A 20,592-nucleotide genomic window follows, 5' to 3' on the forward strand; every position below is an offset into this window, starting at 1 on the left:
AGAACTCCTCGCTCAGACATACTGCTTTGGCGTGACCCCAAACTCTGCCTGGAAGCATTTGGAGAAATAAGAATGATTGGAGAAACCAACCATATACATCACTTCAGCCACAGTAAACTTCTGCTGCTTCAGTAGCATAGCTGCCTTTTTCATGCGGATGGACTTAATGTATTCCACAGGTGTCATGCCCGTCAGTTGCTTCATCTTGCGGTACATCTGCTTGTTATTGGTGCCGGTCCATTCACAAAGGGCATTCACATTCAGTTCCGAATCTGAAATGTGTTCCTCAATCAGATGAATAATATTTGCCAGGAACTTTTCATCGTAAGAAACAGCCTCGATTTCCTTCGGGGTGGCAAGGGCTTCGATGCGGGCTTTTGTCTCGTGCATCTCCCAGGCAGCCAATAACTGCTCCACACGCGAAAGCAAAATATCCGGTTCAAAGGGTTTAGGGATAAAAGCCTCAATATTCAACCGGATACTTTCAAGTTCCGTTTCCTTGTCATTCTTAGCCGTCAACAGAATAATGGGAATAGTGGAAGTAGGAATGTGCTTCTTGAGGCGGCGCACCATTTCAAGCCCGTCCATCACGGGCATCATAACATCAGCAATTATCAGATCAGGTGATAATTCCATCGCCATCTCCATACCGGTCTTGCCATTCTCCGCTATACGGCAACGATATTTTGCGTGCAGTATCTGATAAATGAACCCGGCTATTTCCGGAGTGTCATCCACTATCAATATCAACGGAGCTTCCGGGCTGGCTGCCTCTGCGGCAGAAGAAGAAGAAGATGCGGAGGCTGCTGTTTCTGCTTCAGCAAGCGCCGTCTCCTGTTCAGAAGCCACAGACTCGGAAAGCACATCAACCGACATCTGTTCCGGACTACCCACCGGTAAGTTCAGTGTAACAGTAGTCCCTTTATTTTCTTCCGAAGTAAGCAGTACGCTGCCGCCATGCAGTTCCGTGTAAGTCTTTACGAGATAAAGTCCGATACCTGTCCCTTCCTTTTTTCCTGCCGTCTTGGGCGACTGGAAGAAGCGCTGGAAGATATAGGGCTGGTCCTGACGGGGCACACCGATACCAGTATCGGAAACTGAAATACGCACATCTTTTTCCTCACCGGGAATTTCCAGACGAAGCGTGACGCTCCCACCCTCCGGAGTATACTTCACAGCATTGGACAAAAGATTATCCAGAATGGATTCCAGTTTTATGGCATCCATCTGTATGTATATCTTTTCCCGGTCGGTATGAAAATCAAATGTGAGTTGTTTCTCCCTCGCCTTTTCTTCTGCATATAGAGCAAACAATCCACGCACGAAGGAGACTAACTCTATTTGCGACAAAATCAACAGCGCATTGTTGCCGCTATCCACCCGGTTGAAATCCAGCCCCTGATGGATCAGCGAATTCAGCTTCATGGCATTGTGCTGCACCTGTTCCAGTTGCTTCTTCTCCTGCGGATTCTTGATGGCGGGGAGCATCCGGCTGATAGGCGCAATAATCATGCTCAACGGAGTTTTCAGGTCGTGGGAGAGATTTGTGAAGAACTCCATCTTAGCCTGAGACTGTTCCAGGATTTTCTCTTTCTCCAGACGCTCCAGTTTCAGACGGTTCTTCACACGGAAGAAGTTGATTGTCCAGAGTATCAGGACAAGGCACAGCAAGACATAAACGGCCTTTGCCCACAGGGTGTAGTACCAGGGCGGAATGATGTGGATGTCCAATGCATACGTCTTTTCGGACGGCTTTCCATGAGCATCCAGTTTGCTCACCGTCAGGCGGTAGTCACCGTAGTTCAGATTGTTGTAAGTAATCCGGTTCGTATTCGGTTTCAACAAGTTCCATTCACGGTCCACACCTTCCAGGCGATACAACAGTTTGCTTTTCTCTTCAAAGGAATAAGGCAGGTCGGAAAGTTCAAAAGCAAGATTGTTCTGGTCGTAGTCCAGATTTATACGCTGTGAGTAACGGATGCTTTGTGCGGATTGCACTGCATCAAGCGCCTGCCCCGCCCCAGACTGGTAAAGTTGGTTGTTGACATAAAGGGCGGTCAATATCAAAGGCTGTTCAAGGTGTTCCGCCAGCAAGGCCTCGGGTGAGGAGATGGCAAAACCGTCTGCGGTGCCCAGATAGAGTTCTCCGCTTGTCTTATCAAAGAACATGCTGGTGAAACGCTTGTCGGTGATATTCAGTCGGCGGACTTCCAGAGTCTGTTGGTCGGCTACCCAGAAACCATCTGTGGTAGAGATCCAGATGCGGCCGTCGGCTTCGGCCATGGAAAGCACTTCGTAATGATTATAGGCATCAAAGGGCAACATGCGGATACTGTCGTTTTCGGGAGTCACGCGCATCACTCCGCCGGGGAAACCTATCCAGATGTAGCCGTCTTCGGCACAAAGGATAAAGTTGGGAGTACGCTCGCCTTTCAGTTCATCGGCGGCAATATGGGTGACTTCGCCGGTACGGGGATTTATCTTTTCGATGCTGTTGTGACTGTTATAGAGCAATGCCCATACATTCCCTTCCCGGTCGGGAATCATCTGGTTGATGAACATGCCGGACAGGCCGTTGTGGATGGAATAAGTCTTCTCCGCCATGTAGAGTCCGCCGGAAGAACGCATGAGGTTTTCCTTATCTACAACGAAAATACCGCCGAGACAGGTAGCTATCCAGAGTTGTCCGTCACGGTCTTCAAAAAGGCTATACGTCCAATTGGCGTTGTAGCGGCGGGTGCTGTCCACTATGTTATAATGTATAAACTGGCGTTTCGCCGGGTCGTAACGACTGATGCTGCCATCCGTAGCCACCCAAAGTTGTTGTTCACGGTCTTCGTAAAGATGGCGTACCCGGTTGTGGGACAAAGGATATTTCCGGTCTCCCATCTTGTACCAGGCAACGTCCTGTTCCCCATCCATAAGAGCGGTGAAGCGAATGAGGCCGTTGGTGCCGCCAAACCAATAAGTTCCGTGCGTATCGCGCAGCATGGAATAGAACTGGTTGCCCTCCCCTGTTCCGGTAATCTGCGAGATAGGGATATGACGCAACACACTGTTATGGCGGAACATGGAGATACCGTAATCCGTACCCAGCCAGACGTTATGCTCGCGGTCGGCAAAGATGGTCCAGATGATATTGTTAGAAAGGGACTGGAGGTTTCGGGAGTCATGAACAACGTGCAACAGGGGCTCGTCCTCCTGATAGACGTACAGACCATTATCGGTGCCTACCAGCAATTGACCGTTCCCGTCCAGTGCCAGAGACTTGACGGAGTTATCATGGAAAGCATCTATCCGCTGCGTATGCCCGTCGGCAGGGGTGTATTTGAAAAGACATCCTTCTGTGCCTATCCAGATGCAACCACGCGCGGTATCTTCCAGGAGTGAATTGACAAACTGATTGCTTCGGCCACGGGTGACGGGCAGGTCTATGGTTTCAAAGCGTCCGGTGGCGGGGATGTAGCGGCAACAGCCGTTGTACGTACCAATGTAGAGGTTATCGTCCGAGGCGCGGATAATGGAATAAATGGTCTGGTGCGGAAGTCCTTCGGTGATGGCGGAGAGTTGCCGGGTTTCCGGTGAGTAGGTATAGAGGCCGTTTAGTGTCCCCAGCCACAGCACGCCGTCACGCAATGCCAGTGTGCGGATGTCGGTCGGGAAGTCCGCTTCCGGTTCTTGGTAAGTGTCTGTTCGGTAGTTATAAATCAGTAAGCCATTGTCCGCACCTATATAAAGATAGGTGCTGTCCACCACCGTACCGCAATAAATGCGCGTATTGCTGCGCTCGCCGAAAGTGAAATGCGGTTGTGAGGAATAGCCGTCGTAACTGAACAGTCCTTTGTTGGAACCTATCCATATCAGTCCTTGCGTGTCTTGCAGGAAGTAACTGATGACGGATGCTTCCGTCCCCAGACTGATATTATCAAACAGCCTGTAATCGGACTTCTGCCCCACCAGAGTGCAAGGAAGCCATATCTGTAACAGAATGAAAAGAAAAAGAACTGGTCTGTGCATACGCCGGGTTACGTTAAAGGTCCGGACTACTGTATTTCTTCGCACACCCGCATTTCCATGCCTTTATACACCACCACAATCTTATGCAGCCGGGTGCTGCCGATGGCACGCTTCACCGTATCGGTATCAGCGTAGCGGTTGGCTTGTGCGATAGCCTCCTGACGCAGTTCCTCCACACGAGTTTCGGGATCTTTGTACTTGGCATACTTCAACTCTACAATGTAGCTGTGCGTCATGTCGGAGTAGATGTCCAGCATCGGACAGAGGAAAATATCGACATAGCCCGCCTGCGTGTCCTGTTCGGAGATGGGACGGTAGAAGCGGTTCTGTGCGGTCATGGCAAGGGTGAAGCCATGCACGAAGAACTCGCCCTTCTGCTTGTCGCGCTGCGAGGCGTAGGTCTTCAGGCAGTCGGCAATGTAGTCGAAGTAGGCTTTCCAATCGCCTCGGTAAGCAAGGCGACTGGAGAGTTCGCTCTTTTCGTAACTACTGAAACTGAGGTCTGCATCGTTGTACGTACTCAGCAGATAGGTATAAAGTTGTTCCTGAACCACCAGGTTAGGGATGGTCAGTTTAGTTTTTCCTTCATGCATGCCGTTGATGGTGAGCATGCCGAAATAGTAGAGCAGGCTCACGAAATTATCGGGATTAGTGATACCGGAGGCAGGGAAGCCATTCTTCAGTTCGCCGGTGATGAAGCCCTGGCTCACGAGGGTTTGAATGACGGAGGCATCATGAGCAAACTCCTTGTCCTTGCGGATGAGCATGCGTAGTTTCTCATAGTCGATGCGGATGTTCTCTTCCACCATGCTTAGCGGTGCTTTGCCACGCGAGATGTAGTTCTTGACGAAGTAAAGCACCATGTTGGAGTTATACATCGTGGTTTCGCCGTAACATTCCTGCGCGAAGCAATAGTTATCATACCACGGCTTCATTATCTCTATCAGTTCGTCAATGGTATGATTGAAGGGGCTGGTGGTAGAATAGTAAGTCAGCATTTCGCGCACTTCTTCTTCTGTAAATCCCATCATTTGGTTGAAGTCCGGTGAGAGGGAATAGTTGGTTCCGATGTTGAAGCCGCTGGTGAGGTCGTCCATCGTCACGGGGCTTACACCGGTAATGAAACAGCGCTCGATGCTGGAATAGGTTCCCGCTTTCACTTTGTTGAAGAAGGCGCGCAGATAACCCTCGCCATGCGTCTCGTTGGTGTAACGGTGCAGACTTTCGGGGTCGGAGAGAATGGCGTTGGTGAAGTGGTCGTACTCGTCGATAAAGAGGTACACCTTCTGTCCGGCACGTTCGCATTCCGAAATCAGATAGTCTAATTGGTTGACGGCTCCGTCCTTCTCGTCCAGCCGATCCCTGATGCCTTCCGGCAGAAGGTCGGCATAGACTTCGCAGAAAAAGTCGAAGCGGATTTGGCAGTGCTCATCCAGCCCTTTGCGATAGTCGTTCAGTGCACCGGTGATGCCGGAGAAATTGAGATAGAGCACAAGATAAGTGTTACGACTCGGTGTGGGATGCTGCCCGATGTAGAGGTCGCCAAAGAGGTCGTCGAACTTGTCGCGGGTACGCACATCGTAGTAATGTTGCAGCACGTTCAGCGTCAGGCTCTTCCCGAAACGGCGCGGACGGATGAAGAAGAAAAAGCGGTCCGCCTGCTCTATCATGGGAATGAAGCGGGTTTTGTCCACGTAATAATAGTCTTCACGGCGGATGACCGCGAAGTTCATCATGCCGTAGGGAAGTCTCTTTCTGCCGGGTACTAAGTATTCTAATGGGTCCATATAATGTCCTCCTGCTGTTTTTGGGATATTTAATCCGTCGCTTTATGACGGGATAACGACACAAAGATAATGCAAATTGAGTGCAGAACTTTCATGCAAGCATGAAAAAGTTATGCCGAAACGCAGCTTATCTTATCTAAAGATAACAAAAGTTCTTATAGAAGGGGTATATCGCAGTTATTATTTATAATGACTGAAAGCTTAGTCAACCGTTTTATATTTACTTCCGAGAATCTATGCAGTCCCGACAGTTTCATCTGGAAACAAAGCGTCTCGCAAGAAAGCAACGTGCAACGCCCATTCAGATGCAAAGTCAATGGATGTCTGCAAACGTTTGCGCTATTCTATAATCCGATAATTCTCAACGAAGAAGCTTATTCTCATCTATTCCGCTATTTTTGCAATCGGAATAGTTGGCTTACATTTTTTTAGTTTGGCAGCTATCCTCATTTGAATAACCTTTGATTAAGATAAGCTGCACCTCAGCAATAAAAATAAGCAAGCTTATTTTGTACTGCTTTCGGTTTGCATTATCTTTGGGAATATTTAGAAAATACCATGAATAAACCGCAGATAACCATCAAGGATATTGCCCGGGCGTTGAACGTCTCACCATCCACTGTGTCGAGGGCGCTGAAAGACAATCCGGATATCAGCCAGGAGACCCGTGACCTTATACATGCGTATGCCCGGGAGCATAATTACAAGCCTAACGTACTTGCAGTGAACCTTCGTGCCAGCCGTTCGAATACAATCGGTGTAATTGTCCCGCAACTGGTACATCATTTTTTCTCGTGCGTGCTGAGTGGCATTGAAAAGGCTGCTGCCGAAGCAGGATACAATATTTTGGTAGCCCAGAGCAATGAATCTTATGAACAGGAAGTGAAAATCGTACACTCATTCCTTGCCGCCCGCGTCTGTGGTGTGATTGCCTCTCTGGCAAAGGATACCTCTCAATACGATCATTATCAGGACCTGCTGAATAATAATATCCCCATTGTGTTCTACGATCGCATCTGCACCGGATTGAAAACAGAACGGGTGGTAGTGGACGACTATGCCGGTTCTTTTGCCGCCGTGGAGTATATGATACAGACAGGTTGCAAGCGTATCCTGTTTTATGGAGCAGCCCCGCATCTGGAAATCACCAAGAATCGTCGGAATGGCTATCTGGATGCCATGAAGAAATACAAAATTCCCGTGGACGACAGCATGATTATGCTGTGTGATACAAGGGAACGCGCCATATCCATCACCCCTGACATACTGGAAGGTCCCGGTCATCCCGATGGTTTCTTCGCCATCAATGACGAAACAGCTTCGGGCATTCTGTATGCCTGTAAACTGGTTGGAAAGAAAGTGCCCGATGAAGTATCGATCTGTGGATTTACCGACGGAGCCATTGCCCAAAGCACAGATCCCAAACTGACCACCGTGGAACAACATGGAGAAGAAGTCGGAAGAAGTGCTTTCAGCATTCTGATAGGCAAGCTGGAAGGGGGCGATGACAAGAGTAGTAACAAGATTGTGAGAACGAATCTTGTAGTGAGGGGAACAACGAAATAAATGAGTGACAAGCTACGAGCTACGAGTGACGAGTAGGCTACGCGGAATTGCCAGTATGCCGAAAGGAACTCGTAGCTTGTAGCTCGTAGCTCGTAACTAATAATTTATTAAGAATGAAAGTAAAACCCGATTTGAGCTTTTGGAAGTTGTGGAACATCAGCTTCGGATTTTTTGGCGTACAGATTGCCTACGCCTTGCAGAGTGCAAACATCAGTCGTATTTTTGCAACACTGGGTGCAGACCCGCATAGTTTAAGTTATTTCTGGATATTACCACCATTGGCAGGCATCATCGTGCAACCCATCGTGGGCGCTGCAAGCGACAAGACGTGGACGCGCTTCGGACGCCGTATTCCTTATCTGTTTGTCGGTTCACTGGTAGCCGTATTGGTAATGTGCCTGCTGCCGAATGCCGGTAGTTTCGGTATGGCAGTCAGCACGGCAATGATATTCGGATTAGTATCATTGATGTTCCTGGATACCTCCATCAATATGGCGATGCAGCCATTCAAGATGATGGTAGGCGACATGGTGAACGAAAAGCAAAAAGGCCTCGCCTACTCCATCCAGAGTTTCCTGTGTAATGCGGGCAGCCTCGTAGGTTTCCTGTTCCCGTTCATCTTTACATGGATCGGTATCAGCAACATAGCCCCGCAAGGCGTAGTACCCGACTCGGTGATTTATTCTTTCTATATCGGAGCCGCCATCCTGATACTTTGTGTAATCTATACCACAGTGAAAGTAAAGGAGATGCCACCCGCCGAATACGCTGAATACCACGGCATCACCGAAGAGGAAGAAAAAGAAAAAATCAATATGGTGAAACTGCTGGTAAAAGCGCCGAAAGCTTTCTGGACGGTAGGTTTGGTTCAGTTCTTCTGCTGGTTTGCTTTCATGTTTATGTGGACGTATACCAATGGTAGTGTAGCCGCCAATGTATTCGATGCTCCTACAGTGGAAACCGCAGTGAACGGAGTCAGCAAAGTTATGCTGGACACCAAGAGTATTCAATATCAGGATGCTGCCGACTGGGTAGGCGTGTTGTTTGCCGTACAGGCTATCGGTTCTGTACTATGGGCTGTCTGCATCCCGTTGTTCAAGGATCGCAAACTGATCTATTCTCTCAGTCTGGTGCTGGGTGGATTGGGTTTCATCTCTACTTATTTTGTTCATAATCAATATGTATTGTTCATCTCCTTCCTACTGATAGGTTGCGCATGGGCTGCTATGCTGGCGTTGCCTTTCACCATCCTGACCAACGCACTGAGCGGCGGACACATGGGAACTTATCTGGGCTTGTTCAACGGAACAATCTGTATTCCGCAGATTGTGGCGGCTTCACTCGGCGGGAGCATTCTTGCCCTGTTCACTCCCAAAGGTATGTTGCCTCCCGAAATCAATATGCTGGTCATGGCAGGTGTCATGCTGATTATCGGCGCAGTTTGTGTATATTTAATCAAAGAGACCAAAGGAGAACAAACAAAAGCATAATCCTTATAAAAAGAGTGATAAAGTGATAAAGTGATGAAGTGGCAAAGTGATAGTGGAACAACACTCTGTGATATATAACGCAGCTACTTTATCACTCTATCACCTTACCACTTTATCACCTTATCACTCCTCTTTCATCTACTTTTGTCATACTTTCTTGCCGTTTATCCGTTTATTTGTTTATCTTTACCGCCATAATCACCATTGAGATACACGCCATGAAAAGATACCTTAGAACCGATGAATGGAATATTATTGAAGATAACTTTCACGCCGACAACCTGAGAATGTCCGAAAGTATATTCAGCTTGGGGAACGGACGCTTTGGACAACGGGGAAATTTTGAAGAGCCTTATTCAAGCGATTCCTATCGCGGTTCATTTGTAGCCGGTATCACTTTTCTGGATAAAACGCGTGTAGGTTGGTGGAAGAACGGCTTTCCTGCTTTTTACACGCGTATTCCCAATGCAGCGGACTGGAGTCGTGTCAGCCTGCGTCTCATCGATGAAGAACTGGACCTGGCACAATGGGACGTAAACAGCTTCAGCCGCAGACTTGATATGAAAGCAGGTATCTCCTACCGGGATTTCGAAATCACATCTCCCAGAGGACATCAAATACGGGTACATGTGGAGCATATCAACAATATGGCCCACCCCGATTTATGCCTAATAAAATACAGCGTCACCTCCATCAATTATACAGGAAGAATATCACTGATTCCCTCTCTGGATGCAATCATAGTCAATAAGGATGATGATCCGAACGAGAAGATATGGAATATCCTCCGTTCCGGCGTCACAAAGGATTGTGCTTATCTATGGACGCAAACCCGGCGGGAAGATGCGCAAGTGTGCTACGCCATGACCTATCAGTTCTTCAAGAACGGCAAAGAAGCCTCCTCGAACCCGATACGCATTGAAAAAGAGAAACAAACCGGATTCAGCATCGGGGCAGATGTGAAACCGGGAGACAATGTAATGCTCATCAAATATACCGTTATAAGTTCGTCGCTCTATGATGAACGCCAGGAATTGATAGAACATTCCATCACCAAAGCCCGTCAGACTAAAATAGACGGCTGGGATAAGTTGGAAAACAATCATCAACAAGCCTGGGCTAATATATGGAAGGAAATGGATGTGGTTATCGAAGGGGACCCGGAAGCACAACAGGGTATCCGGTACAACATCTTCCAACTATGCCAGACGTACCGCGGTGATGATCCGCGTCTGAATATCGGCCCGAAAGGATTCACTGGTGAAAAATACGGTGGAAACACATACTGGAACACGGAACTTTGTTGTGTACCGTTCTTCCTGCTTTCTACTCCGAGGGAGATTGTAAAAAATCTGTTGATATACCGTTATAACCAACTACCGAAAGCTATAGAGAATGCCCGTAAACTGGGATTCAAAGAGGGGGCTGCTCTCTTTCCGCAAGTCACTTACAGTGGTGAGGAATGCCACAGCGAATGGGAAATTACTTTTGAAGAAATACACCGCAACAATATCATCGTCTATGCCATTGCACAACATGCCGCAATCACAGGCAGCAAAGATTATATAGCCAAATACGGACTGGAAGTAATGATTGCCGTCTCCCGCTTCTGGAGCCAACGTGTATCTTTCTCAAAACCAAAACAGAAATATGTCATACTGGGGGTAACCGGACCGGATGAGTACGAAAACAATGTGGATAATAACTGGTACACCAATTACTCGTGTGTGCAGTGCCTGCAGATGACACTTAACTATCTTGAAATCATTGCCGGAGAATACCCCGACGAATATGCGCGTGTACGCCGTGTCACCAACCTCCGCCAACAAGAAGAGGCTGAACGCTGGCGCGACATCATCAACCGTATGTATCTACCGGAAGACAAAGAACTGGGGATCTTTGTACAAAATGACGGTTTCCTGGATAAGGAACTGAACAGTACCGATGCCATTCCACCCGAAGAACGCCCCATCAATCAGCATTGGTCCTGGGATCGTATTCTTCGTTCGTGCTACATCAAACAAAGTGATGTGTTACTGGGATTATATCTGTATTACTTCAATTTCGACAAGGAAACTGTCCGCCGTAACTTTGATTTCTATGAAACAATGACGGTACATGAATCTTCACTTTCCCCGCACATCCACTCCATTCTTGCCGCCCGCATTGGCGAAGTGGAAAAGGCTTACCAACTCTTTCTGCATGCCACCCGTCTTGACCTGGATGACTACAACAACGAAACTCACCAAGGACTGCATATCACCAGTATGCCGGGCAGCTGGCTTGCCATTGTACGAGGCTTCGCCGGAATGCAGATCCTGGAGGGCATACTCTCTTTCTTCCCAGTCATTCCCGAAAAATGGAGCAGTTATTCCTTCCAGATAAATTATCAGGGACGTACACTTCATATGCGCGTAGGCAAAGAAATAAATATTTCACTTATTACCGGAGAAGAACTGAACATACAAGTATATAAAAACGTTTATAAGCTCAAACTGGGCACCGATTTGTTGCTCAGAATAGAGGAGTAGAAGCCTTTATCATTAACAACGCGTAACAAAATAAACCGGGAGAACAATTATCTGTTTTTCCGGTTTTATGTTTCTATATCTAAACGAACAACTATATATTAGTATGAAAAGAATCTATTTGTTCACCATCGGCGTGATGCTGCTTGTCACATCATGCGGACACAAGAAAGAGGGCGATGCCACCCTGATTCGACCTGTTAAGACAGCTAGTGCCAGCTCCCAATCGGTCATCCGGAAAGACTTCTCCGGTATTGTAGAAGCCGTAGAATACGTGAAACTAGCCTTCCGTGTCAGCGGACAGGTTATAAATCTGCCTGTGGTAGAAGGTCAGCGGGTAAAGAAAGGACAATTGATCGCCGCCATTGATCCACGCGACATTTCCCTGCAATACGCCGCCGACAAAGCCGCTTATGAGACTGCCGCAGCACAGGTGGAACGTAACAAGCGCCTGTTGGGACGCCAGGCTATCTCCGTGCAGGAATATGAAATCAGCGTTGCCAATTACCAAAAGGCAAAGTCCGCTTATGAATTGTCCAGCAATAATATGCGGGATACCAAACTGACTGCTCCCTTTGATGGTTCTATCGAAAAGCGTCTGGTGGAAAACTATCAGCGCGTGAACTCCGGGGAAGGCATTGTACAATTGGTGAATACACAGAAGCTCCGCATCAAATTCACCGTGCCGGATGATTATCTGTATCTGCTTCGTGCAAAAGATGTAACATTCAAAGTGGTTTTCGACACCTATCCGGACATGGTGTTCAACGCACAATTGGAAGAATATCTGGACATTTCTACAGCCGGAACAGGTATCCCGGTAACTATTACGATTGAAGATCCTGCTTTTAATCGTTCCTTATACGATGTGAAACCGGGATTTACGTGTAAAATCAAGCTGGCATCGGACGTAGCTCCCTTCCTGGAAGAAAAGCTTGTGAATATTCCGCTCAGTGCCATATTCGGTGAAAGCGAAAACCAGAAAACTTATGTGTGGGTAGTAAAAGATAATAAGGTAAGCAAGCGGGAAGTAACCGTATACTCTCCCACTGGAGAAGCCAATGCTCTTATCTCTGCTGGTATACAACCGGGAGAAACTATTGTAATTGCCGGAGTGCACCAACTGGTGGACGGACAAACGGTGAAAGTTATCAATTAGACTACCAACTACTGCGACCTTGAGGTCGCCCAAATATAAATCATATGAATTTAGCTAAATATGCATTAGACAACACCAAGATTGTTTATTTCTTCCTGGCTGTGTTGCTAATCGGCGGTATACTATCATTCGGCCGGTTGGGAAAGAAAGAGGATGCACCCTTCGTCATCAAGTCAGCGGTCATTATGACTCGCTATCCAGGGGCAGAACCGGCAGAAGTAGAACGACTGATCACCGAACCGATCTCCCGCGAGATACAGTCGATGAGTGGTGCATATAAAATTAAATCGGAGTCCATGTACGGACTATCCAAGATAACATTCGAGCTTCAACCTTCCCTTTCCGCAGAGTCTATTCCGCAGAAATGGGATGAACTTCGCCGCAAGGTGCTCAACATACAACCGCAACTACCCGCCGGTGCTTCCGTTCCCACGGTATCGGACGATTTCGGTGATGTATTCGGCATCTATTACGGTCTGGTAGGCGATGACGGTTTCTCTTACGAAGAAATGCGCAACTGGGCAGAGCGTATCAAAACTCAGGTTATCACTGCTGACGGGGTAATGAAAGTAGCCCTGTTCGGCACGCAAACCGAAGTGGTGAATATCTTTATATCCGTCAATAAACTGGCCGGTATGGGGATAGACCCGAAGCAAGTGGCAAGCCTGTTGCAATCGCAAAACCAGATTATCAACACGGGTGAAATCAACGCCGGTGAACAACAATTGCGTATTGTAGCCAACGGAACTTACACCACCGTCAATGACATCCGGAACCAAGTGATTACAACTTCGGGAGGGCAAGTAAAATTGGGTGATATAGCCATTATCGAAAAAGGATATATGGACCCACCCGGCAACATCATGCATGTCAATGGGAAGCGTGCCATAGGTATCGGCGTTTCCACCGACCCGACAAAGGATGTAGTAAAGACCGGAGAACTGGTAGATCAGAAACTGGCTGAACTTCTTCCCCTTATTCCGGTAGGGTTGGAGTTGGAAAGTCTGTATCCGGAAAATGTCATAGCTCAGGAAGCAAATAATGGTTTCATCATTAACCTGATAGAATCCCTCCTCATTGTAATCGTTATCATCATGCTGGTGATGGGGCTACGTGCTGGTATACTTATAGGAAGTTCACTGCTATTTACCATTGGCGGCACGTTGCTCATCATGTCCTTCATGGGGGTAGGACTGAACCGTACTTCCCTGGCAGGTTTCATCATTGCCATGGGTATGCTGGTGGATAATGCCATTGTAGTGACGGACAATGCACAAATAGCCATTGCCCGAGGAATAGACCGTAGAAAAGCACTGATAGATGGAGCTACCGGACCACAATGGGGCTTACTTGGTGCCACGTTCATCGCCATTTGTTCATTCCTCCCGTTGTACCTCGCCCCTTCTGCCGTAGCGGAAATCGTAAAACCTCTGTTTGTCGTACTTGCCATTTCTTTGGGATTAAGCTGGGTACTGGCACTCACGCAAACCACCACTTTCGGCAATTTTATCTTGAAAACCAAATCCGGCGATACTAATAAAGATCCGTATGATAAACCTTTCTATCACAAGTTCGCATCTATCCTCGGAGTACTTATCAAAAAGAAAACGCTCACACTAGGTAGTATGGTAGTCCTGTTTATCATCTCACTGGTCATCATGGGAATGATGCCGCAAAACTTCTTCCCCTCATTGGATAAGCCCTATTTCCGTGCTGATATATTCTATCCGGACGGTTACAGCATCCGTGACGTGGAAAAGGAAATGAAACAGGTGGAAGCGCACCTCTTGCAACAACCGGAAGTGAAACGGATATCCACTACTTTCGGCAGTACGCCATTACGTTACTATCTGGCATCTACTTCCGTGGGTCCCAAGCCCAACTTTGCCAATATACTCATTGAACTAACCGACAGTAAATATACAAAGGAATACGAAGAGAAATTCGACCAGTATATGAAGGCAAACTATCCGAATGCCATAACCCGTACCACTTTGTTTAAGCTATCGCCTGCGGTAGACGCCGCCATTGAAATCGGCTTTATCGGTAATAATGTCGATTCACTGGTGATGCTGACCAACAAAGTTCTGGAAATCATGCATCGGGATGATGATCTCATCAACGTACGCAATTCATGGGGGAATAAGATTCCTGTATGGAAACCCGTTTACAGTCCGGAACGTGCCCAACCGTTAGGTGTCTCCCGGCAAAGTATGGCACAGAGTATTCAGATCGGTACAAGCGGTATGACATTAGGTGAATATCGTGAAGGCGACCAAGTGTTGCCTATCCTGCTAAAAGATAACACGGTCGATTCTTTCCGTATCAACGATCTGCGTACACTACCCGTATTCGGAACAACACAGGAGACCACTACACTGGAACAAGTAGTCAGTGAATTTGATTTCCAATATAAGTTCTCGAATGTGAAAGATTATAACCGCCAGATGGTAATGATGGCGCAAGCCGATCCACGCCGGGGAGTAAATGCCATAGCAGCATTCAATAAGATATGGAAAGAAGTGCAAGAAGAAATTCAGGTACCGGAAGGATACACCATGAAGTATTTTGGTGAACAGGAAAGCCAGGCAGAAAGTAATGCAGCATTGGCAGCTAACATGCCATTAACTTTTTTCCTGATGTTCATTACCCTGTTATTCCTGTTCAGAACCTACCGCAAGCCAATTGTCATCCTATTGATGTTGCCGCTTATCTTTATCGGCATCGTACTGGGATTAATCTTGCTTGGTAAATCATTCGACTTCTTCTCTGTCCTTGGCCTACTGGGATTGATCGGTATGAATATCAAGAATGCAATTGTATTGGTAGACCAGATCGATATAGAAACAGCTTCTGGAAAAACGCCGCTGAATGCGGTAATCAGTGCAACAACCAGCCGTATCATACCTGTAGCCATGGCATCCGGAACCACGATTCTGGGTATGTTACCGTTGCTATTCGACGCTATGTTCGGTGGTATGGCGGCAACAATCATGGGCGGTTTGCTGGTGGCCTCAGCATTAACGCTGTTCGTTCTTCCGGTGGCATATTGTGCGATACATAAGATTAAAAAGTGAAAAGAAGAAATACAAGTAATCATGAAGAAAATATTCATAATCACACTACTCTGTTGCTTCGGCATTAATGCCGGAGCCCAACAGTATCTCAGCCGTGAAGCATATCGTGACAAAGTAGAAGCCTACAGCCAGGTGTTGAAACAACAGCGCCTGAAAACCATGGCAAGCACCGAAGCGCGAAAAATAGCAAATACCGGCTTCCTGCCACAAATAGACATCACTGCCGAAGGTACCGCCAACCTCAACCATCTGGATAAGTGGAACAGTCCGAAGGGTGAATACCGCCCCTACACCTATCAGGCACTCGCAACTTTGGCACAGCCCCTCTATACCGGTGGTTCTCTGATAGCCCAGAAACGTATGGCACAGGCAGACGAAGAGTTAAGCCAACTCACCACCGAACTTACTCTCGACCAAATTCATTATCAAAGTGATGCCGTTTACTGGAATGCTTCAGCCGCTTATGCCAGTCTTGAGGCTGCTGCTACATTTCAGGATATCATAAAGAAGCAGCACGATATTATTCAGGATCGTTTCGACGATGGCGCTATCAGCCGTACAGACCTGCTGATGATTTCCACCCGCCAGAAAGAAGCTGAATTGCAATATATCAAAGCCCGCCAGAATTATACCCTTGCCCTGCAACAACTGAACATTTTAATGGGAGCAGCACCCAATACTCCCGTTGATAGTCTAAGTGAAATCAGTATAGCCAGTGAACCCGTCGACATTCTTGGACTTGACGATGTACTTCCACGCCGTGCCGATTATGCCAGTACAACAGTAAACATTGCCCGAAGTGAAGCACAACGCCATGCCGCTCTCAGCAAGTATAATCCCCAGGTAAGTATGTTCCTTGCCACAGGTTGGGATACAGGTATCACATATATGGGACAGGAAATCCCCCATACTCCTGTAGCCGGAGTAAACGTCAGTATCCCCATCTTCCGTTGGGGAGCCCGTTTCAAGACAAACCGACAACAGAAAGCATTCATTGGCATCCAGAAGCTACAACAAAGTTATATTACTGATACTATTCTTGAAGAGCTCTCCGCCGCCACTACGAAACTGACGGAAACGGAGCAGCAAGTAAAGACTGCAAAGGAAAATATGGCTCTTGCCGAAGAGAACCTGGACCTTGTGACTTTCTCTTATAATGAAGGAAAATCCAGTATGGCAGATGTCTTGTCCGCACAATTGTCGTGGACACAGGCTCATACGAACCTGATTAATGCATATCTGGCAGAAAAAATGGCAGTGGCAGAATACAGAAAAGTGATTAGTGAATAAAAAATCAGGCGCGGATTACACGGATTACGCAGATCAGCTTTATTGCAACAAATTGCAACAAAAGAATCCGTGTAATTCGCGTAATCCGCGCCGTCTTCGTATCTATTCCCCTTATCCCAGGAACGAAATCAGCACACCCGCCGCTACAGCCGAACCGATTACACCGGAGATATTACTGGACATACAGTAATTCAGCACATGGTTCTTCGGGTCATACTTCGTAGCAATCTCATTGCACACACGGCTTGCCATAGGCACAGCACTCAATCCCGTTGCACCGATCAACGGATTTATCTTCTTCTTGCTGAACAGGTTGAACAGCTTCACAAAGAAGATACCACCCGTAATAGAAAGCGCAAATGCAAGGAAACCACCAATAACAATACCAATGGTTGTCCAGTTCAGAAATGCTTCGCTTGTCATAGTTGCGCCTACACTCAGTCCTAAGAAAATAGTTGCCGCATTCATAATGCTGTTGGCAGCCGCATCAAACAAACGGCTGGTGTCCGCACCGATTTCCTTAATCAGGTTACCGAACATCAACATACCGATCAAAGGCACTGCCGTCGGTACAAAGAGAGCGACAATTGTAGTTACTGCTATCGGGAAAATGATTTTCAGTACACGCAGATTCTTGATTTCCGTCTTCGAAGGATAGAGCTTTTCCTGTTCCTTCATATTGATCATCAATTCCTTCTTAGAGCAGAACAGCTTCACTACCAACGGAATAATCACCGGCACCAACGCCATGTAAGAATAGGCTGCAATAGCAATCGGACCCAACAGATGCGGAGCCAGCTTAATAGTCGTGAAGATAGCCGTCGGACCATCAGCACCACCGATAATGCCTAGTGCACCTGCCTCCTGTGGAGTGAAACCTATCATAACAGCACATAGCAGCACAGTGAAGATGCCCAACTGTGCAGCAGCACCAAAGATAGAGAGACGCAGGTTGCGAAGCATCGGTCCGAAGTCCGTCAAAGCACCCACACCCATAAAGATGATGGGCGGCAAGAAACCTGTCTTAATCAACATATAGTAGATGAAATTCATCAATCCCAAGTCATGTGCAATTTCATGCAACGGCATTTCCCAGATGTTCTTCAATACCCCATTTACCATTACCATTCCGTTTTCATCTGCCTGAATGACCCCCATATCACCACCAGGAAAGTTGGCGATAAGTACACCAAAAGCGATGGGCACCAGCAACAACGGTTCGTAGTGCTTCTTGATACCCAAGTACAGCAGAATGAAAGCAATGGCATACATCACCAGAAACGACGGGTCAGCAATGATATTGCTGAACGCCGTCATATCATAGAGTTTTGCAAATATTTCTTCCATCGCTGTTTATCCTATCTTCATTAATACATCATCTTCTGAAACAGTGTCCCCCGGAGTGGCACAAATAGCCGTAATTGTTCCGTCAAAGTCGGCACGGATGGCATTGTATGTCTTCATGGCTTCAATGTAGCAAAGCAAGTCACCTTTCTTCACCTTGTCGCCCACCTTCACCGGAGTTTCCTGTGCATTCTTCGTCAGGAAGAACTTACCTTCCAACGGAGCGATCACATCCTGACCTTCGCCTACGGGAGCTTCCACTTTCGCTGTAGCATCTGCCGGTAAGTCAATATCACCATAAGCCACCGTTACGCGATAAGCCTGTCCATCCACCTGTACGGTTAGTGTCTTCGGTTTAGCGTCATCCAACGGGGACTTATTAAGTTCCGCCTTCCGTTTTTCCACATCTGCCAGGAAGTCTTCTTTCGCCTTGCCACTCTTGTATGCTTCGTATTGTGCCGGATGCATGGCATATTCGAAGAGTTCTTCATCATCTTCTCCCAGATCCCATTTATTCTCTTTCATCATCTTGCGATACTTGTCGAGCGCATCCGGATAATTATCCTGTGGATTTCCGGTGAAGAACTTACGGCCTTCACGTTCCGCTTTCTCCACGAGTTCAGGAGCCAGCGTACCCGGCAGTTTACCTGCCTTGCCCAACAGCATATCCCAGATATCATCAGCGATCATACCCCAACGTTCCTTGCCTTTTTCCATGGCAATCACGTTCATCATCGCCAGATTCTTAACGTACTGGCTGAACGGAGTTACCAACGGAGGATAACCTACACGCGGCCATACATAAGCTACTTCGTTAAACAGCTTGATAAGCAACTGATCCTGCGTCATAAACGGCAAGTTACGTTTTGCCTTATATTTATTGATGGATTCCAGATTGGACTCCAGGTCGGCCATAAGGCTACCCATCATACCACCCGGAAGTCCCGGACCGATCAGCAGGGAGTTCATCAAGCGGTTTTTCGGACTGATGTACAGACCAAGAAAATCGTCCATAAATTCCTGAATCAATGCACGCACCTTCATATATGCTTCCATATTCACCTCAGGAACTTGGAAACCTGCATCTTTCAGCATTGCCTGCACGCTCAGCAAGTCAGCATGTCCCGTACCCCATGACAACGGTTCCATGCCCACGTCGATATAATCGCAACCAGCCTCACAAACTTCGAGGATGCTTGCCATATTAAAACCGGGACCTGCATGACTATGATACTGAATAGGGATTTCAGGGTGTGCAGCCTTGATATTTGCTACGATCTTACCCAATGATACCGGACGTCCGATACCTGCCATATCCTTGATACAGATTTCATCAGCACCTGCCTTGATGAGTGTTAACGCCATATCCGTATAGTATTCTACTGTGTGGATGGGCGAATGGGTGATACAGAGCGAACACTGTGAAATCATTCCGGCTTCCTTAGCGTAAGTGATGGAAGGAATAATGTTACGGGTATCGTTCAGTCCACAGAACGTACGTGTAATGTCTGTCCCCTGTACTTTCTTCACTTTGTAAAACAGCCTACGTACATCCGCAGGCACGGGGCTCATGCGCAGGCCATTCAATGCGCGGTCCAACATGTGAGTTTGTATACCGGCTTCGTGGAACGGTTTCGTCCATGCACGTACAGCTTTATTAGGATTTTCACCAAACAATAAATTTACCTGTTCAAAACCTCCGCCATTGGTTTCTACGCGGGCAAAACAGCCCATTTCAACAATAGCTGGAGCAACCTTTACCAACTGGTCTACGCGGGGCACATATTTTCCGGCACTCTGCCACATGTCCCTGAACACCAAGCTGAACTTAATTTCTTTTTTCATACTAAATAAATAGATGTGTGTTTTTTATTAAAGATTATCATTTTACTTTCTCGACCTTGGCTACTTTACCCTTGCCTTGTGTCACCACCGTTACAGCAGCACTGATAGCAGCCAAAATATTTCCGGGAATCGCTGCGGGACCTTGCGCACCTTTCTTATCCGGCACCACCTCTTCGGGGGCATACTTGTTTACCAGAAGAATAAGTCCTTTACCTAAGTAGATTACAATCAGCAGGATAGCGAACACTGTCGTCATACCTACCACCATCAGCAGAAGCGCTGTGTTGAGATTTTCCATATTATAAATTATTAGTTATTCGGTCTGTTTTGCAAAAAATCGTCCGAAATTACGGATTTTTGATGAATTAAAATAGAAAAAGAACGATAAAATATGCTAAAACGAAAGTTCCCGTGCTCTCTCCTATCAAAAAGATTGCACGGGAACCATCTGTCACAAGTCACTGGATATCAAAAGATACTAACTTACAG

11 protein-coding genes are annotated in these 20,592 nt (G+C 47.1%); 6 read left to right on the top strand and 5 right to left on the bottom strand.

Annotated elements, in window-relative coordinates; translation table 11 throughout:
- Positions 1-12: 12 nt before the first annotated feature.
- Positions 13-4,017 carry a hybrid sensor histidine kinase/response regulator transcription factor gene (locus BWI44_RS06230; RefSeq protein ID WP_195208252.1) on the bottom strand — a complete coding sequence of 1,335 codons (4,005 nt, stop codon included), beginning with the start codon at positions 4,015-4,017 and terminating at the stop codon, positions 13-15.
- Between the two features lie 26 nt (positions 4,018-4,043).
- Positions 4,044-5,804 (bottom strand): AAA family ATPase, encoded by a 1,761-nt coding sequence (locus BWI44_RS06235; RefSeq protein WP_130069898.1) that lies wholly within the window; start codon positions 5,802-5,804, stop codon positions 4,044-4,046.
- Between the two features lie 558 nt (positions 5,805-6,362).
- Here BWI44_RS06235 and BWI44_RS06240 point away from each other — a divergent pair.
- From BWI44_RS06240 to BWI44_RS06265, 6 genes are all read left to right on the top strand, one after another.
- Positions 6,363-7,370, top strand: a complete 1,008-nt coding sequence (locus tag BWI44_RS06240) for a LacI family DNA-binding transcriptional regulator (RefSeq protein ID WP_021968257.1) — start codon at positions 6,363-6,365, stop codon at positions 7,368-7,370.
- 113 nt (positions 7,371-7,483) lie between these two features.
- On the top strand, positions 7,484-8,860 hold the full coding sequence (locus BWI44_RS06245) for an MFS transporter (protein ID WP_130069899.1): 1,377 nt from the start codon (positions 7,484-7,486) through the stop codon (positions 8,858-8,860).
- 218 nt (positions 8,861-9,078) lie between these two features.
- Positions 9,079-11,391 carry a family 65 glycosyl hydrolase domain-containing protein gene (locus BWI44_RS06250; protein WP_130069900.1) on the top strand — a complete coding sequence of 771 codons (2,313 nt, stop codon included), beginning with the start codon at positions 9,079-9,081 and terminating at the stop codon, positions 11,389-11,391.
- A gap of 103 nt (positions 11,392-11,494) precedes the next feature.
- A complete protein-coding gene (locus tag BWI44_RS06255; RefSeq protein ID WP_021968255.1) occupies positions 11,495-12,547 on the top strand; it encodes an efflux RND transporter periplasmic adaptor subunit in 1,053 nt (350 codons plus the stop codon).
- 44 nt (positions 12,548-12,591) lie between these two features.
- Entirely contained in the window at positions 12,592-15,624 is a 3,033-nt protein-coding gene (locus tag BWI44_RS06260) for an efflux RND transporter permease subunit (protein ID WP_195208253.1), read from the top strand.
- A gap of 21 nt (positions 15,625-15,645) precedes the next feature.
- On the top strand, positions 15,646-16,914 hold the full coding sequence (locus BWI44_RS06265) for a TolC family protein (protein ID WP_082074204.1): 1,269 nt from the start codon (positions 15,646-15,648) through the stop codon (positions 16,912-16,914).
- A 111-nt stretch (positions 16,915-17,025) separates the two neighbouring features.
- Here BWI44_RS06265 and BWI44_RS06270 read toward each other — a convergent pair whose 3' ends face one another.
- The 3 genes from BWI44_RS06270 to BWI44_RS06280 are packed head-to-tail and all read right to left on the bottom strand — an operon-like array spanning position 17,026 to position 20,401.
- Positions 17,026-18,261 carry a sodium ion-translocating decarboxylase subunit beta gene (locus tag BWI44_RS06270; RefSeq protein WP_007664424.1) on the bottom strand — a complete coding sequence of 412 codons (1,236 nt, stop codon included), beginning with the start codon at positions 18,259-18,261 and terminating at the stop codon, positions 17,026-17,028.
- 6 nt (positions 18,262-18,267) lie between these two features.
- Entirely contained in the window at positions 18,268-20,103 is a 1,836-nt protein-coding gene (locus tag BWI44_RS06275) for a biotin/lipoyl-containing protein (RefSeq protein WP_195208254.1), read from the bottom strand.
- A 37-nt stretch (positions 20,104-20,140) separates the two neighbouring features.
- A complete protein-coding gene (locus BWI44_RS06280; RefSeq protein WP_007664426.1) occupies positions 20,141-20,401 on the bottom strand; it encodes an OadG family protein in 261 nt (86 codons plus the stop codon).
- Between the last annotated feature and the right edge of the window lie 191 nt (positions 20,402-20,592).

Source organism: Bacteroides sp. Phil13 (assembly GCF_001940965.1).
Classification (GTDB): Bacteria; Bacteroidota; Bacteroidia; order Bacteroidales; family Bacteroidaceae; genus Bacteroides; species Bacteroides intestinalis.

Bases quoted from the DNA above. Each gene is read 5' to 3' on its own strand.
- BWI44_RS06230 (WP_195208252.1), bottom strand. From the start codon at position 4,017: ATGCACAGACCAGTTCTTTTTCTTTTCATTCTGTTACAGATATGGCTT.
- BWI44_RS06250 (WP_130069900.1), top strand. From the start codon at position 9,079: ATGAAAAGATACCTTAGAACCGATGAATGGAATATTATTGAAGATAAC.
- BWI44_RS06245 (WP_130069899.1), top strand. From the start codon at position 7,484: ATGAAAGTAAAACCCGATTTGAGCTTTTGGAAGTTGTGGAACATCAGC.
- BWI44_RS06270 (WP_007664424.1), bottom strand. From the start codon at position 18,261: ATGGAAGAAATATTTGCAAAACTCTATGATATGACGGCGTTCAGCAAT.
- BWI44_RS06280 (WP_007664426.1), bottom strand. From the start codon at position 20,401: ATGGAAAATCTCAACACAGCGCTTCTGCTGATGGTGGTAGGTATGACG.
- BWI44_RS06235 (WP_130069898.1), bottom strand. From the start codon at position 5,804: ATGGACCCATTAGAATACTTAGTACCCGGCAGAAAGAGACTTCCCTAC.
- BWI44_RS06275 (WP_195208254.1), bottom strand. From the start codon at position 20,103: ATGAAAAAAGAAATTAAGTTCAGCTTGGTGTTCAGGGACATGTGGCAG.
- BWI44_RS06240 (WP_021968257.1), top strand. From the start codon at position 6,363: ATGAATAAACCGCAGATAACCATCAAGGATATTGCCCGGGCGTTGAAC.
- BWI44_RS06265 (WP_082074204.1), top strand. From the start codon at position 15,646: ATGAAGAAAATATTCATAATCACACTACTCTGTTGCTTCGGCATTAAT.
- BWI44_RS06255 (WP_021968255.1), top strand. From the start codon at position 11,495: ATGAAAAGAATCTATTTGTTCACCATCGGCGTGATGCTGCTTGTCACA.
- BWI44_RS06260 (WP_195208253.1), top strand. From the start codon at position 12,592: ATGAATTTAGCTAAATATGCATTAGACAACACCAAGATTGTTTATTTC.